The organism is Salicola sp. AFF1, assembly GCF_056783195.1.
On the sequence record NZ_JBXAYL010000005.1, the window covers coordinates 83912 to 99812 of the forward strand.

Genomic DNA, 15901 nt, shown 5'->3' on the forward strand with positions numbered 1-15901 from the left:
TAGTATCAATCGCGGCGGTATACCGGGCAGCGCTACCACGAATGCGGATGTGGTCACGTTTGCTGTAACGTTTTCCGAGGCTGTTGCCGGCGTGGATGCCGGGGATTTTACCGTGACAGGCGGGACCAGTGCTGGAGTGACCAACGTTAGCACGAGTGACGACATTACCTGGAGTGTCGAGGTTTCAGGGGGCGACCTTGCGAACTTTGATGGTACTGTGGGGCTTAACCTTACCGACGATGACAGCATCAACAGCCAGGACACAACGACGTCCCTCGGTGGCGTGGGCACGAGTGGTGCGGGTGATGGCAGTCATACCGGTGATCAGGAGTACACTCTCGATAACACCGTACCAATTGTCACGGATGCCAATATTTCGATCTCGGGTGCTACGGGGAATGGTGGGGCTTTCATTAATGGCGACACTTTGACCGCTTCCTGGGACAATAGGGGCACCGGGGATAATAATGGCGACATTAGTGGCGTCACATTCGACTTCAGCGCCCTGGGCGGCGGGACGAGCGTGGCCGCGACGAATGCGAGTGGTATCTGGAGCGCAACCTACACGATCGACAGCACCTCGGCGGTCGGTAACGATTTGAATGTCAGCGCCACGGCCACTGACGATGTGGGCAATACGACCACCCAGGCTGATAGTTCGGACGCGACCGTGGATGGCACACCGCCGGATGCGCCGGCCAGTGCCCCCGAGCTGCTGGCGGGCGACGACAGTGGCAGTTCGAACAGCGACGACGTCACCAAGGCCACCGATCCCACGATGCGGGTGGCGCTTGCCGGCACGAACGCGGTAGCCGGCGACAGCGTGGAGGTTCTGCTCGGTGGGTCGGCGCTGGCCACGCCGGCGACGGCGACGCTCGCTGCCGGCGATATCAGCAACGGCTACGTCGATATCGCGATCAGCGATGGCGACCTGGGGGCGGATGGCAGCAAGTCGCTGACCGCGCGTGTGACGGATGCGGCGGGCAATGTCGGGGCGGCCTCCGCGGCCCGGTCGCTGACACTGGACACCACGGCGCCCGCCGCGCCCGGCCAGCCCGATCTGGCGGCCGGTGATGACACGGGCGCCTCGAATACCGACGACGTAACGAGCGAGAACAGCCTGGCGCTTTCGGGCGGTGGCGCGCTTGTTAACGAGACGGTCCAGGTGTCGTCGAGCATCGACGGGGTGATCGGGACGACGACGGCTGATGGGGCTGGCAACTGGTCGCTGACCACCAGCGCGCTGGGCGATGGCACCCACGCCATCACGGCCACCAGCACCGACCTGGCCGGCAATACCAGCGGTGACGCCACGCCGCTGAGCGTGACCGTGGACACCACCGCGCCTGCGCAGGCGCCAACGATCACGACGCCCATCGAGGGTGACGATGCGGTCAACGCCACGGAAGACACCGACGTCGTTGTCGCCGGTGGCGGCGTAGAGGCCGGCGCCAGCGTGGATGTGACGATCGACGACAGCAATGGCGCCACCGCGGCGGTCACGCAGCAGGTAAGCGCTGATGGCAACGGGGACTGGACCCTGGCTGGCGGCAATGAGGTGGATGTCTCCGGCCTGGACGAGGGCGCGCTGACGGTGTCGGTGGTGCAGACGGACACCGCTGGCAACGCCTCATCCGCCGGGACCCAGAGCCTGACCCACGACACCAGCGCGCCCGGCATTGCGAGTGTCAGCACCAACGTCGGTGGGGACACGATCAACGACAGCGATCTGGGGAATGACTTCACGATCACCGTTGATTTCAATGAGGCGATGAACCAGGCGGTCACGCCCACCTCGATCAGTTTCCCCAGCGAGGATCCGACGAACACGCTGACGGCCAGCCCCTCCTACAGTTTCCTGGATGGCGACACCCTGGCCATTACCTACGCCAGTGACGACCTCATTGACGTGAACGAGGTGGTTCAGGCCATCGACCTCAAGCTCAACGGCGTGGAGGACGCGGCCGGCAACAGCGCGGACCTGAGCCAGGCCGACGTCTTCTCGGTCATCACCCAACCCGCGCCGGGCGTCAGCCGGATCGACTCGAGCACCAGTGACGGCAGCTATGGCGTGGGCGAGAGCGTGAACGTGACCGTCACGTTCGATAAGTCTGTCGACTTTAGCGCCAACGGCGGCACCCTGGCGGCGACGCTGTCCAACGGCGAGACGGTGACGCTGGCGGGCAGCGACTTCACGGGCCAGAGCAGCGTGGGTGGCTCTTACAGCATCAGCGAGGGCGAGACCGACAGCGCCGATCTTGACGTTACGGGCATTGAGCTCACCGGCGGCGCCACCCTGGACGACGGCATTCAGTCGGCGGATCTCAGTGTGCCGGCGGGCGAGAGCCTGGCGGACAACCAGGACCTGGTGGTCGATGCCAACACGCCGGACGCCCCGGCCAGCGCCCCCGAGCTGCTGGCGGGTGACGACAGTGGCAGCTCGAATGGCGATGACGTCACCAATGTCACTGATCCAACGCTCCGGGTTGATCTGGCCGGCACGAATGCGGTGGCCGGTGACAGCGTGGAGGTGCTGCTTGGCGGGGCATCGCTTGGCACGCCGGCGACGGCGACACTGGCCGCGGGCGATATCAGCAACGGCTATGTCGATATCGCGGTAACCGATGGCGATCTGGGCAGCGACGGCAGTAAGTCGCTGACCGCGCGTGTGACGGATGAGGCGGGCAATGTTGGGTCGGCCTCCGCGGCCCGGTCGCTGACGCTGGACACCACCGCGCCGGGCGCGCCAGGGCAGGCCGATCTGCTCGCCTCGTCTGATACCGGCGCCTCGGACAGTGACGAGGTAACGAAGGCAGCCAACGTGGCCTTGACGGGCAATGGTGCGCTCGCCAACGGAATGGTCCAGGTATCCTCGGATATCAACGGCGTGATCGGGACGACGACGGCTGATGGGGCTGGCAACTGGTCGCTGACCACCAGCGCGCTGGGCGATGGCACCCACGCCATCACGGCCACCAGCACCGACCTGGCCGGCAATACCAGCGGTGACGCCACGCCGCTGAGCGTGACCGTGGACACCACCGCGCCTGCGCAGGCGCCAACGATCACGACGCCCATCGAGGGTGACGATGCGGTCAACGCCACGGAAGACACCGACGTCGTTGTCGCCGGTGGCGGCGTAGAGGCCGGCGCCAGCGTGGATGTGACGATCGACGACAGCAATGGCGCCACCGCGGCGGTCACGCAGCAGGTAAGCGCTGATGGCAACGGGGACTGGACCCTGGCTGGCGGCAATGAGGTGGATGTCTCCGGCCTGGACGAGGGCGCGCTGACGGTGTCGGTGGTGCAGACGGACACCGCTGGCAACGCCTCATCCGCCGGGACCCAGAGCCTGACCCACGACACCAGCGCGCCCGGCATTGCGAGTGTCAGCACCAACGTCGGTGGGGACACGATCAACGACAGCGATCTGGGGAATGACTTCACGATCACCGTTGATTTCAATGAGGCGATGAACCAGGCGGTCACGCCCACCTCGATCAGTTTCCCCAGCGAGGATCCGACGAACACGCTGACGGCCAGCCCCTCCTACAGTTTCCTGGATGGCGACACCCTGGCCATTACCTACGCCAGTGACGACCTCATTGACGTGAACGAGGTGGTTCAGGCCATCGACCTCAAGCTCAACGGCGTGGAGGACGCGGCCGGCAACAGCGCGGACCTGAGCCAGGCCGACGTCTTCTCGGTCATCACCCAACCCGCGCCGGGCGTCAGCCGGATCGACTCGAGCACCAGTGACGGCAGCTATGGCGTGGGCGAGAGCGTGAACGTGACCGTCACGTTCGATAAGTCTGTCGACTTTAGCGCCAACGGCGGCACCCTGGCGGCGACGCTGTCCAACGGCGAGACGGTGACGCTGGCGGGCAGCGACTTCACGGGCCAGAGCAGCGTGGGTGGCTCTTACAGCATCAGCGAGGGCGAGACCGACAGCGCCGATCTTGACGTTACGGGCATTGAGCTCACCGGCGGCGCCACCCTGGACGACGGCATTCAGTCGGCGGATCTCAGTGTGCCGGCGGGCGAGAGCCTGGCGGACAACCAGGACCTGGTGGTCGATGCCAACACGCCGGACGCCCCGGCCAGCGCCCCCGAGCTGCTGGCGGGTGACGACAGTGGTATTTCGAACAACGATGGCATCACGACTATCACAACACCCACCATCACCGGCAGTGCCGAAGCGAATGCAACGGTTTACGTGCGGGTGGGTGGCAGTAGTGTGGGCACGACTGCAGCCGACGGCAACGGTGACTGGAGCTATACCTTTTCGGCAGGGGATCTCCCCAGCGGGGGCACCAATGCCATTGATGTAGTCGCCTCCGACGGTGTGAATGACAGCGCCGCCTCACCGGAACTGTCCCTTAACGTGGACGTTACGTCGCCAACCGCGAATGAGGATTCCGGGTATACCGCGCCTGAAAGCGCTACGAGCAATACGTTGAGCGGCCTGAACGTCACTGCCAACGATACGGGTGCGGCTGGCGCCATCGCGGCCACTGGGGTTGTTGGCTCGAATGGCGGTCTGCTCGATGTGAATCCGACGGGCGCGGTGAGCTTTGATGCCAATGGTGAATTCGAGCGCTTAGCTGTGGGGGAAACAGCCACCACTTCATTCCAGGTTACGGTGCTGGACCTGGCTGGCAATACGGCCACGGCCAGTCTTGGTGTGGAAGTGCAGGGAGAGAATAATGCGCCAGTGATCGAGACCAATAGCGGGCCCAGCGTTGAAGCTGGCCAGAGCGTGACTGTCGGGACCAGCAACCTTGAGGAAGGCGACCCCGATGATGATGGGTCGGAGTTGACTTACACCCTGACCTCGGCTCCTGGAAGCGGCACGTTATTCCTTTCGGGAACGGCGCTGGGGGCGAACGACACCTTCACGCAACAGGACATCGACAACGGCAACCTCAGCTTCAGCGCGCCGGGCAATGCCGGAACCGTGACGTTTGATTTCACCCTGAGCGATGGCGATGAGGACGGGGCCGGGGATGCGACCGGTTCACTGAGTATCGACGTGACGCCTCCGCCTCCACCCCCGGATCCTGACCCAGAACCGAACGAGGACGACACGGATGGTGACGGGGAGGATGACGACCTCTTTGACGGCGACGACCAGGCCGAGACGGATAACGACATCGACACGGGCCTTGATCAGACCAATGATTTCGAGGATACCACCATCGACGGAGCGCCGGGCACGAGGGGCACCACGACCGACCGTGATACCGGTGAACCGGTCGAGGTCACCGTCGTGGATCGGGTCACCGGCGACGAGCGCCAGGATGATAACGATGCCACCGAGGATGTGGATGTCGAGATTGGCAGTGGGGTGCGGGCCAGCCTGTCCGATAATCTCGGGCTGATTGCCACAAGGCGCACCAGCGACAGCCGCGATAATGTGCGCACGGTGATTGACCGGGAATCCGCCTCTGGGGGTGAGTCCGGCATTGATGAGGCCGATCGTGAGGCGTTTCTGGACGAAACCGTCAGAGCCGGCCAACGGACCGGGGTGGTGGAGATCGTTCCAACATACTCGGAGTCCAGTAACGAAGGAAGTGATGATGAGCAGAGGATCTCTGTTGCCATTGGCGCCTCGGATGATGGTGGGGAACGGGGGGCTCCCCTGGTTATTGTGGATAGCCGTAACCTAGGGGGCAATGATCCTGGTGGCGGGGGAATCAGCGGTTCCACTATCAATATCGCCGGTAGCGGCTCTCTGGTGGTGCGTGGCAGCGGTGCCTTCCAGGGCAATGAAGAACGCTCTCCCGAGGGCGGGCCGGATATTGATAACGTGCTCGGTGATAATACCGATCAGGACCTGTTCTTCGGTCCTGGTGACGACATTATCCGTGGCGCCGGTGGTGATGACATGGTTGCTTCGGCCGGGGGGGACGACCGTCTGTTCGGGGGAAGCGGTGATGACACTCTGACCGGAGGGGCTGGCGGAGACTGGCTCAACGGTGGTGAGGGGGGCGATACAGCGGATTACAGTCGTGAGCCGGAAATTGGCATGGTCCAGGCCGGGCTTTCCCATAAGGGCGTACTTGTGAACCTTGATACTGGCGTTGCCCTGGATGGTCATGGGGAAGTCGACAGGCTGGAATCCATCGAAAATGCTGAGGGTACTTCTTACGCTGATATGCTCCGCGGGGACAACGGATCCAATACGTTGGCGGGTCATGGCGGTGACGACATGATTCATGGTGGAGGCGGTGGTGACGAGGTGTCTTTTGCGGGGGCCAGGGCGGACTACGACATCGTAAGAGATCATGCCCGGACCCTGGTCCGGGAAAAAGAAACCGGTGAGACGGCAACGGTGATCAATGCCGAGACTCTGGCGTTCGATGATGGCGATTACGCCGTGGAAAACAGCGCCTTCATGGCTCCTCTGGCTACGCTTTATGAACAAGTGTTGGATCGGCAGGCCGATCTGGATGGATTTCAGTATTGGAGTGAGGCTCTGGCAAGTGGCAAGCTCGAACTAGGCGAGGTGGCAGTCGAATTTCTTACATCCGAGGAGTTTACCGACTCGCGTCAAGGTATTGATGCTCTCGCATCCCCGGCCGAGCAGGTGGATTTGCTTTACAAGCAGCTCCTGGGCCGGTCCTCCGATGCCTCCGGCAAGGCTTATTGGGTGGCGGAAATGAACAGTGGCACGAGCCTTGCGGACGTGGCCCAGGAGTTCGTGGCTTCGACCGAAATGCAGGATCTCTATACCCAGAGCACGGAATGGGACTTTCTGATCGGTGCGGCTGGCGGAGACAGGCCCAATGGTGGCGAGTGGGGTGGTACAGCGGATTACAGTCGTGAGCTGGAAATTGGAATTGTCCAGACAGGGCTTTCCCCTAAGGGCGTACTTGTGAACCTTGCCACTGGCGTTGCCCTGGATGGTCATGGGGAAATCAACAGGCTGGAATCCACCGAAAATGCTGAGGGGACCTCTTACGCTGATATGCTGCGCGGGGGTAGCGGATCCAATACGTTGGCGGGCCATGGTGGTGAGGATATTATCCATGGTGGCAGTGGTATTGATGAAGTCCTGTTCGCCGGTCGCATGGCTGACTACGACATCATAAGAGACCATGCCCAGACCCTGGTCCGGGAAAAAGAAACCGGTGAAACAGCAACGGTGGTCAATGCCGAGACTCTGGTGTTTGATAATGGCGATCACGCCGTGGAAAACAGCGCCGCCATGGATCCTCTGGCGACTCTCTACGAACAAGTGTTGGGTCGGCAGGCCGATCTGGATGGGTTTCAGTATTGGATTGAGGCTCTGGCAAGTGGCAAACTCGAACTAGGCGAGGTGGCAGTCGAATTTCTTACATCCGAGGAATTTACCGACTCGCGTCAAGGTATTAATGCTCTTGAATCCCCGGCCCAGAAGGTGGATTTGCTTTACGAGCAGCTCCTGGGCCGGTCCTCCGATGCCTCCGGCAAGGCTTATTGGGTGGCGGAAATGAACAGTGGCACGAGCCTTGCAATCGTGGCCCAGGAGTTCGTGGATTCGGCCGAAATGCAGGATCTCTATACCCAGAGCACGGATTGGGACTTTATCCTATAGCAAAAGGTGTTTTGCGGGGAGGACAGTTGGGTCCCGTATCGGGACATATAAGGATTGCCGAAGCGCAGAAACAAAAAAAGCCCTGACGAATCAGGGCTTTAAGGTTTTCTGTTTGGTGGAGACGGCGGGAGTTGAACCCGCGTCCGCCGGTACTCCGCCCTCGGCTCTACATGCTTAGGTTCCTTCTATTGCTTTAACCCCAAGCGACCCGAAGGTCAGGGTGCAAGGGGCGAGCTCACCAGATTTTAACCGTTACGTTGCGAGCATCACGCAACGGCGATCCTGTCTGCTATGACTGCCTGTGAAACGCGGGGGACAGGCACCCCGGTCAGGCAGGCACTAGCGGTTTTTACGCCGCGAGTGCGTAGTTGTCGTCGTTTGCGACTATTTTAAAGCAGCTTTGATTTATCGAGACTCGCTGCCGTCTCGGCATGCACCTCGGGTTTTGTCACCGGCGTCGAATCCGGATCGTCCCCGTACGGGCCAGTATAGGGGCGACCGAGAGTGGACTCAAGGGGAATCCGGTTACAGAGCGCGAGATCACGGAGCTGGTGGAAGGCGTCTGCGAAAGCAGTGGCCAGGTTTTCGGGGCAGTCGATCAGCTGGCGATCACTGATGACGCCAAACTGAACCTCGCCCGCATAGCTGAAGATGCTCAGTCCAATCCCGATATCGCCGGTCTGGGGCACCCAGAACATCGGTGTCCGCAGGCGCGAGCCACAAAGATGAAGTGGCTTGTCCGGACCCGGCACATTGGTGAGCACCGCCGAGGCGCGCCGGCTCAGCAGTTCCAGGGCGCGGCGTTCCATCAGGTCCGGGCCGCGGCCGAGCACATCCAGCAGCCCGTAGGAAACCTGGGCCTGGTAGGAGCGCTTGAGGTCGTTCATGGCACTGCGTACGGCTTCAAAGCGTTCCCTCGGGCACAGGGTCTGGACGGGCAGAGGGACCAGCACCAGTCCGAACTGGTTTCCGAGCCGTGTGATTGGTTGATCCAGGGGGCGGAGGTTAAAGGGAACCGCTACATGGATGCCGGTTTCGGGTAGTGGTGTCGCACTTTGCTGGATGTGTGCCTGAATGGCCCCCGTCGCTGCAGCCAGGAGTACATCGTTGACCGTACCGTCCAGAGCCTTCGCCGTGGCCTTGACCTCGCCAAGGTCCAGTGGCTCGGACCATGCCACCTCCTTGCGCCCGCACTGGGGGCCTTTCAGGGAGGTTGGGGGGTCCGGAGGGCGGACGGCGACCTTGAGCAGGTCGCGTCCCACGAATACGCATTCGCGCCCCAGACGCACGAGGTAGGCGGGGTCCTCCCGCATTGTGCGTAACGTCTGGCGCAGCTGCCAGCGTGCCAGGCGCAGGTTGCGGCGGGCACGAAACAGGGTCTGTCGCCATTCCGGCGTTTGTTTCCGGGCCCGCTTCCGGCGCTTTGCCTGTTTCGGGCTGTTGCCTGTGCCGTCCTGCTCATCGGTGAGCGACAGCAGCACCCGCACCAGCGAGATCCCGTCCGCGATGCAGTGATGGATGCGGATGATGAGCGCGCACCCACCCTGGTAGTTGTCCACATAATGGATTTGCCACAGCGGGTGATTGAAATCCAGTGGCGTGCTGTTGAGGTCGCTGGTCAGTCGCTGCAGCGCGGCCTGGTCGGCGTCTCCGGGGAGGGCTGTCAGGTGGAGGTGGTTGTCGAGATCAAACCATGGGTCGTCTTGCCAGTAACAGCGGTCATTGACACAGACGACGCGTTGGCGGAAGCGCTCAAAGCGCAGAAACTGATCCTGAAGCAGGTTGCGGAACGCGCTGAGCTCGATTGGTTCGTCAAACACAAGGACGGCACCGATCATCATCGGGCTTTCAGGCGACTCCATCCGCAACCAGGCGGTGTCGACCGAGGACATGGCTGTTCGCTGAGCAGTCATGATCCCTCCCTGGTTGCCGTGATGTTGGCGTTGTGAACAGCCAGTATACTGCTAAGTGAAAGCAGGTAAAATAAGCATTCGACAATCAGCGCAGTGTGTCGCGCATGATGCGCTGCTTCTGGCGGTTCCAGTCCCGTTCCTTCTCGGCATGGCGTTTGTCGTAAAGCCTTTTACCCTTGGCCAGCGCGATTTCGCACTTCACCAGGTTTTTCTTCCAGTACAGCGCGAGCGGTACACAGGTGTGGCCCGTTTGCTGGGTTTTGCCAAGCAGGCTGGCCAGCTCCCGGCGATGGAGCAGCAGCTTGCGGGTGCGCGTGGGGTCCGGATTGATGTGGGTGGACACAGACGGCAGTGGTGGAATATGGGCGCCCAGCAGCCACGCCTCCTCATCCTTGAGCAGGACATAGGCATCCGTGATCTGGGCCTTGCCCGCGCGCAACGCTTTGACCTCCCAGCCATGCAGCTGGACGCCGGCCTCGAACGTCTGTTCGATGTGAAATTCGTGTCGTGCTTTTTTGTTGAGCGCGATCGTGCTGCCGCCCTTGGCGGGCTTTTTCTTCTGAGCCATGGGAGTCATCCGGCCTGGCGGAATGGGTGTCTCTGCAAACGGCGTATTGTAGCCCATAGGGCCTGCCTCTGGGCAAAGGTTGAAGCACTTCGGCTGAACGAAGCGGCTATACTGGGCTATAATCCGTCTCCCATCCGATTAGGAGCCTGTCGATGCCCTCCAATACGGTAGCGCCGGTTACTGCCTGGGGCAGCCGCTGGACCTTTGTGCTGGCGCTGGCCGCCGTGGTTCTGGGCCTGAGTAACCTTTGGCGGGTTCCGCCGGCCCTGGTCGAGCATGGTGGTGGTGCTTTCCTGTTCGTCTATAGCGTGGGATTGGCACTTGTGGGTGTGCCATTGATGATGGCGGAGTTGGCCATTGCGCGGCGCTACCGTCATAGCCCTGGCCGGACATTGAAAGCTGCCGCCGGGGCCTCGAGCCTGAGCACCCGGGCACTGCCCTGGGCGGGCCGCGGCATGGTGCTGGCTGCGGTGATTCTATTTGGCCTCTATTCCGTGCTCGGTGGGGCTTCCATGGCGTGGCTTTTCCGGGCGGCGCTCGGTGAGTTGCGGGGGGGCAGTGAGGCTTCGGCAGTGGCTCTGTTTACGGACTTTACCGGTGATGCCCGGCAGCTCGGCGCCTGGCAGGTAGCGTTCATGGGCGTGGTTCTGGCAGTGGCCGTGCGCAACCTCGGTCAGGGTGTGCAACGTTCCCTGCGCACCGTGGTTCCGTTGCTTGTGGTCCTCGTTGTGGTTCTGGCGTGCCTGGCGCTGTTTTCCGGCAAGGCTCAGGAGGCGGCCTGGTCGCTGTTCTGGCCACGCTGGGGGGAGTTGGACTGGTATGGCGTGGCGCTGGCCCTCCAGCTCAGCATCTACTCGCTGGCACTCGGAGTGGGCGTGCTCATGACACTGGGCGGGTACATGCCGGGCAATGCCTCCATGCCGGTTTGTGCCATCAGTGTGGCGGTGGTGGATCTGCTGGTGACCCTGGCGTTGGGCGTTGCGGTTACTGCGTTGGTCATGGCTCAGCAGATGCCCCTGGCTTCGGGGTTTGAGCTGGTTTTTGTGGTGCTGCCCCAGGTTTTTGAGACCATGGAGGGTGGCCAGCTTGTTGGCAGCCTCTTCTATCTCGTTGTGGTGCTGCTGGTCTGGACCTCAGCGCTGTTTGCGCTGGAGGTGTTGATTGCCTGTGTGACAGAACTGGTGGGTGGGCGCCGGTCCCTGGCGGCCATGATTGCCGCGGCGCCTGCTGGTGCCGCCTCCGCTCTGGCACTATTCGGCTTCACTCGACCGGACCTCCTGGATGCCTGGGCGTTGATGGAGTTGATGGTCATGCTGGTGCTGGTGCCGGTATCGGTGCTGACCCTCGTTAGACTTGCAGGATGGCAGTTGCCCCCGGGCCAGCTGTTGCCCTTTCTGGGCGTGACGGGGTGGCGGTATCGGCTATGGCGGTGGCTGATGGCATGGTTGGTGCCGCTGGTACTGGGGATCGCGGTTGCTTTTACCGTGGTTGATTACAGAGGGGGGTATTGCCGACTGGTAGGTGGCATGCTGTGTGGCGGGCTGGAGCAGTCGGTGGTGCCCATTGAGGACGAACCCCATGGGGTAACCGTTGAATGACTCGAAAGATTGAGCGCAGTGCACTGGTGCATCATTCCGCTGACGAGATGTTCCGCCTGGTCAGCGATGTGGAGCGCTATCCCGAGTTTCTGCCCTGGTGTGGAGGGGCTGTACTGCATGAGCAGGGCGCGGATCAGCTGGTGGCTTCGCTGGATGTTGAGCGGGGTGGATTGAGGCAGCGCTTTACCACACGCAATCATCTGGTGCCTGCTGAGTCGATCCGTATGGAATTGGTTGACGGACCCTTCGAGTATCTGGAAGGAGTCTGGCGGTTCCGGGCGCTGCGGGCGGATGCCTGCAGGGTCACGCTCAACCTGGAGTTTGCGGTCCAGAGCGGGTTGGCACGCATGGCTTTCAGCGGGATCTTTGCCCAGGCGGCGAACACCATGGTTGATGCGTTCTGTGAGCGCGCGAGCTCGCTTTACGAGGGGGTCGGTGGATGATCCGCGTGGAGGTGGCCTATGCGCGCCCGCAAGCCCAGCGCCTGATTGCGGTAACGTTGCCCGAAGGCAGTACGGCGCTGCAGGCCATCAGGGCGTCCGGTATGGAAAGCGTCTTTCCTGAAATTGATCTGGCGCAACAAAGCGTTGGTGTGTTCAGTCAGGTTATTGCGGATCCGGGGACGTATCGCCTGCGTGACGGTGACCGGGTGGAAATCTATCGCCCCCTTGAGATGGACCCCAAGGAGGCCAGGGCGAAACGGGCGGGAACGCGGCGCTGACCGGGGTCAGTTCGCGGGCGTCTTCTCAAGCAGCTTGGCGCTGTGCTTGAGGTAATGGTTGCCCTCGTAGATGATGGTCACGTGCTGCTTGCGGATATCGCCGCCGCCTTCCTGGAAGGTATAGAGATAGTGCTCGCGATTGGGGTTGAAGCTGCTGACAGTAATGGGGGTACCCAGCAGGTCGTGCACCTCACTCCGGGTCATGCTGGGGTTGAGTTCATCAAGATCCTGCTGGTCAATGATGTTACCCTGTTGGACATCAATCCGGTAGACGCCCGGAAAACTGCACGCTGCAAGGCTGAGCGTCAGAGTGACAACAGCCAGGCAGGCGGGAATGGAAGCCTTTTGCATCGTGGAAGGAAATCCTCTATCTTGAGTGCCGCTCCGAGGCGCGCTGCCCGCCTGAAGACGAGCGCACATGATAACGAAAGCCCACTCCATCACCAACGGTTAGGTTCAGCATGGCACCAGAAAACGTCGAGCTGCGCAAGGCAGGCCTTAAGGTTACGCTGCCGCGGGTCAAGATCCTGAGTATCCTGGAAGCCGCGGAAGCCGCGGAAGATGCCGAAGGCGATCACCATCTCAGTGCTGAGGATGTCTACAAGAAGCTGCTGGAATCGGGGGACGACGTGGGGCTGGCCACGGTGTACCGGGTTCTGACTCAGTTTGAGGCGGCCGGGCTGGTGCTGCGCCACAACTTCGAGGGCGGTCATGCCGTATTCGAGCTGGCCGGGGAAGAGCATCATGACCACATGGTGTGCACCCAGACAGGGCGTGTGATTGAGTTCTATGACGAAGTCATCGAAGAGCGCCAGCGTCGAATTGCCGAAGATCATGGCTTCGACCTGGTGGATCACAGCATGATCCTGTACGTGAAGCCCAAGGAATGACCGTCAATCACGGCGGCGCCGGCCGCCTGTGAACACCCCCGCCGCGCCTGCCCAATGGGCAGGCGATGGTGGCTGCAGCCTCAGTGATGGGTTGCCTGTCCTTTACGGAGCATCTCACTGGCATGCGCCATGGTCTGCTCCGTGAGGTCAACGCCGCCGAGCATCCGCGCCACTTCCCTGATGCGCTCTTCGGAATCGAGGCTTTCCACTGTTGAATAGGTCTGTTCATCCTCCGTGAACTTGCTCACGGACAGGTGCTGGTGCGCCTGACTGGCCACCTGGGGCAGGTGTGTCACGCACAGGATCTGGCCGTTATCGCCGAGCTGGCGTAGAAGGCGGCCCACCACCTCGGCTACCCCGCCACCAATACCAACGTCCACTTCGTCAAAGACCAGCGTCGGAATGGTTGAGGTCTGGGCCACGACCACCTGGATGGCAAGGCTGATGCGCGAAAGCTCGCCCCCCGAGGCAACCTTGCCCAGGGGGCGGGCGCTCTGGCCAGCATTGGTGCTGACCAGGAACGCCATGTCTTCATGGCCGCAAGCGGCGGGCTGGCCGTCCTGGGAGGGGGCGGCGAAATGCGTCTGGAACTGGATGTCCGGCATGCTCAGCCGGCGCAGTTCCGCGCCCACACCAGCGTCCAGGCGTTCCGCCGCCTCCCGTCGGGCGCTGCTCAGTTCATCCGCCAGTCCAGCCCACTCGGCACGGGCCGCCTCAAGCCGTTCGTGCAGCTGCTCCAGGCTCTCGGAACCATTCTCCAGCTCCTCCAGTTCGGCACGCAGAGCCTGCTGGTGCTCAGGGATGGCCTGGGGCTGGATCTGGTGCTTGCGCGCAATCTGGTAGATCCAGCTCAGGCGTTCTTCCACTTCCTGGAGGCGCTGGGGGTTGCAGTCGTAGTCGTCGATGAACCGCCGCAGGTTGTCGCTGGCCTCCTCCACCTGGATGCGGGCTTCTTCCAGCATCTGGGAGGTTTCAGCAAGCTGTGGCACGTCGATCGGCAGCCGTTCCAGTTTCTGGCGTGCCTGATCCAGCAGGCCGGCGGCCGCAGGCTCACCTTCGCCGCAGTGCTGGGCGGCTTCATGGCACTGCGAGAGAAGGCTCTCGGCGTTGGCCAGCTGCTTCTGTTCCGCCTCGAGCTGCGCCAGTTCGTCCGCCCCCAGATCCAACCGGTCGAGCTCTTCCACCTGGTAGCGCAGCAGCTCGGTGCGGGCATTGCGTTCGTCACGCTGGTTGCTGGCCTGTTCCAGGCGCTGGCTGAGGTCGCGCCACTGCTTGAAGGCGTTACGCACCTGTTCCGCCAATCCGGTGTTGCCACCGAACTCATCCACGAGGCGGTGGTGTGTCTCGCGCTTGAGCAGCGATTGGTGCTGGTGCTGGCTGTGGATGTCCATGAGCATGCCGCCCAGGGTCTTCAGGTCGGAAAGGGTGCAGGGCTGGCCATTGATGTAGCCCCTTGAGCGCCCGTCGTGCCGGATCACGCGCCTGAGTACACAGTCGTCATCCTGTTCCAGGTCGCGCTCCGCCAGCCAGGCCCGGGCATCGGGAATGCGGGACACGTCAAACACCGCGCTGAGGTCCGCCTTGTCCGCTCCCTCGCGCACGGCGCCGGCATCCGCGCGTGCGCCGGTCACCAGGCTCAGGGCGTCCATGACAATGGATTTACCGGCGCCGGTTTCGCCGGTAAGCGCTGTCATCCCCTCCTTGATGGTCAGCTCCACGCGTTCCGCAACGGCGTAGTTGGCAACGGTCAGGTGCGTCAGCATAAGCGGCTCCTGGTGTGTATCCATATACAGTATATGGTTATTTGTACAGCTATTGGGCGGGTGCTTCAATTGGCCGCAGTGACGCCAGGGGCAAGAAAGTGTGACGGGGTGGTTGAAACCGGCAACAGGGGCCCCATATTGGCCGGCAGACGTCCCCAAGCGGGCCAACGAATCCGATACCGAGCGATGAGGTCGATCATGAGCGATGACGAAACCCGTAAGGATGAACAGGTGAACGAAGCCGAGACGGGTGAGAGTGCGGGCGCGGAAGACGCCGCACCGGAACCCGGGGCGGCGGAAGAGGCGGCGTCCTCCGAAGGCGGTGAGGGCGAAGCGGCCCAGCTGCGTGAGCAGCTTGAGCAGCAGAAGGAAGAGGTGATGCGCGCCAAGGCGGAGATGCAGAACATTCGCCGGCGCGCCGATATTGATGTGGAAAAGGCCCACAAGTTCGGCATCGAGAAGTTCGTGAAAGAGCTTCTGCCGGTGGTCGACAGCCTTGAAAAGGCGGTTGAAAGCACCCAGGGCCAGGAAGTTCAGAACGAGGAAGTGCTGACCCGCATCAAGGAAGGGGTCGACATGACGCTCGACATGTTCGTGGGCGCCCTGTCGAAGTTCAACGTGGAGCAGATCAAGCCCGTGGGCGAACCCTTTGACCCGCAGAAGCACGAAGCCATGTCCATGGTCCCGAGCAACGAGGCGGAGCCCAACACCGTGATTGCGGTGATGCAGAAAGGCTACCTGCTGCATGATCGTGTGGTGCGCCCGGCAATGGTCATGGTGGCCAAGGCGGATGATTCCGAGGGCGGAAACGTCGACGAGCAGGCTTGAAATTGCGCCGTTAAACCCAATTAAAGGCAGTAACGGCAACC

General features: G+C 62.1%; 9 protein-coding genes, 1 other RNA gene and 1 pseudogene. 6 read left to right on the forward strand and 5 right to left on the reverse strand.

What is annotated here, in order from left to right; translation table 11 throughout:
• The first annotated feature begins 49 nt into the window (after positions 1–49).
• Positions 50–7579, forward strand: a complete 7530-nt coding sequence (locus AC1RQI_RS04895) for an Ig-like domain-containing protein (RefSeq protein ID WP_481903951.1) — start codon at positions 50–52, stop codon at positions 7577–7579.
• Between the two features lie 113 nt (positions 7580–7692).
• Here the strand turns inward: AC1RQI_RS04895 and ssrA are convergent.
• The 3 genes and pseudogenes from ssrA to smpB form a co-directional block, all read right to left on the reverse strand.
• Positions 7693–8055: a transfer-messenger RNA gene (gene ssrA, locus AC1RQI_RS04900) on the reverse strand.
• A gap of 117 nt (positions 8056–8172) precedes the next feature.
• Positions 8173–9492 (reverse strand): annotated as a pseudogene (locus tag AC1RQI_RS04905) (wax ester/triacylglycerol synthase family O-acyltransferase); the annotation flags it as partial.
• A gap of 85 nt (positions 9493–9577) precedes the next feature.
• Positions 9578–10060, reverse strand: a complete 483-nt coding sequence (gene smpB / locus AC1RQI_RS04910) for an SsrA-binding protein SmpB (protein ID WP_416633362.1) — start codon at positions 10058–10060, stop codon at positions 9578–9580.
• 152 nt (positions 10061–10212) lie between these two features.
• Between smpB and AC1RQI_RS04915 the strand changes: the two genes are divergently transcribed.
• Genes AC1RQI_RS04915 through AC1RQI_RS04925 form a run of 3 tightly spaced genes read left to right on the forward strand, consistent with a single transcriptional unit; the run spans position 10213 to position 12379 of the window.
• Positions 10213–11658 carry a sodium-dependent transporter gene (locus AC1RQI_RS04915; protein ID WP_481903890.1) on the forward strand — a complete coding sequence of 482 codons (1446 nt, stop codon included), beginning with the start codon at positions 10213–10215 and terminating at the stop codon, positions 11656–11658.
• On the forward strand, positions 11655–12101 hold the full coding sequence (locus tag AC1RQI_RS04920) for a type II toxin-antitoxin system RatA family toxin (RefSeq protein ID WP_481903891.1): 447 nt from the start codon (positions 11655–11657) through the stop codon (positions 12099–12101). Before AC1RQI_RS04915 ends, AC1RQI_RS04920 begins: the two co-directional genes overlap by 4 nt.
• Positions 12098–12379, forward strand: a complete 282-nt coding sequence (locus tag AC1RQI_RS04925) for an RnfH family protein (RefSeq protein ID WP_481903892.1) — start codon at positions 12098–12100, stop codon at positions 12377–12379. Before AC1RQI_RS04920 ends, AC1RQI_RS04925 begins: the two co-directional genes overlap by 4 nt.
• A 6-nt stretch (positions 12380–12385) precedes the next feature.
• Here AC1RQI_RS04925 and AC1RQI_RS04930 read toward each other — a convergent pair whose 3' ends face one another.
• Complete coding sequence (locus tag AC1RQI_RS04930; protein ID WP_481903893.1) at positions 12386–12730, reverse strand: outer membrane protein assembly factor BamE; 345 nt, start codon at positions 12728–12730, stop codon at positions 12386–12388.
• Positions 12731–12840: 110 nt separating this feature from the next.
• On the opposite strand from AC1RQI_RS04930, the gene fur reads away from it, so the two are divergent.
• Positions 12841–13269 carry a ferric iron uptake transcriptional regulator gene (gene fur / locus AC1RQI_RS04935; RefSeq protein ID WP_481903894.1) on the forward strand — a complete coding sequence of 143 codons (429 nt, stop codon included), beginning with the start codon at positions 12841–12843 and terminating at the stop codon, positions 13267–13269.
• Positions 13270–13349: 80 nt separating this feature from the next.
• Here the strand turns inward: fur and recN are convergent, their stop codons facing one another.
• Positions 13350–15032 (reverse strand): DNA repair protein RecN, encoded by a 1683-nt coding sequence (gene recN, locus AC1RQI_RS04940; RefSeq protein WP_481903895.1) that lies wholly within the window; start codon positions 15030–15032, stop codon positions 13350–13352.
• A 198-nt stretch (positions 15033–15230) separates the two neighbouring features.
• On the opposite strand from recN, the gene grpE reads away from it, so the two are divergent.
• On the forward strand, positions 15231–15860 hold the full coding sequence (gene grpE, locus AC1RQI_RS04945; RefSeq protein WP_481903896.1) for a nucleotide exchange factor GrpE: 630 nt from the start codon (positions 15231–15233) through the stop codon (positions 15858–15860).
• Positions 15861–15901 lie beyond the last annotated feature (41 nt).

What these genes read in the sequence shown, in the direction of transcription:
- smpB (WP_416633362.1), bottom strand. Translation starts at nt 10,060, where the DNA reads ATGGCTCAGAAGAAAAAGCCCGCCAAGGGCGGCAGCACGATCGCGCTC.
- AC1RQI_RS04915 (WP_481903890.1), top strand. Translation starts at nt 10,213, where the DNA reads ATGCCCTCCAATACGGTAGCGCCGGTTACTGCCTGGGGCAGCCGCTGG.
- AC1RQI_RS04920 (WP_481903891.1), top strand. Translation starts at nt 11,655, where the DNA reads ATGACTCGAAAGATTGAGCGCAGTGCACTGGTGCATCATTCCGCTGAC.
- AC1RQI_RS04925 (WP_481903892.1), top strand. Translation starts at nt 12,098, where the DNA reads ATGATCCGCGTGGAGGTGGCCTATGCGCGCCCGCAAGCCCAGCGCCTG.
- AC1RQI_RS04930 (WP_481903893.1), bottom strand. Translation starts at nt 12,730, where the DNA reads ATGCAAAAGGCTTCCATTCCCGCCTGCCTGGCTGTTGTCACTCTGACG.
- fur (WP_481903894.1), top strand. Translation starts at nt 12,841, where the DNA reads ATGGCACCAGAAAACGTCGAGCTGCGCAAGGCAGGCCTTAAGGTTACG.
- recN (WP_481903895.1), bottom strand. Translation starts at nt 15,032, where the DNA reads ATGCTGACGCACCTGACCGTTGCCAACTACGCCGTTGCGGAACGCGTG.
- grpE (WP_481903896.1), top strand. Translation starts at nt 15,231, where the DNA reads ATGAGCGATGACGAAACCCGTAAGGATGAACAGGTGAACGAAGCCGAG.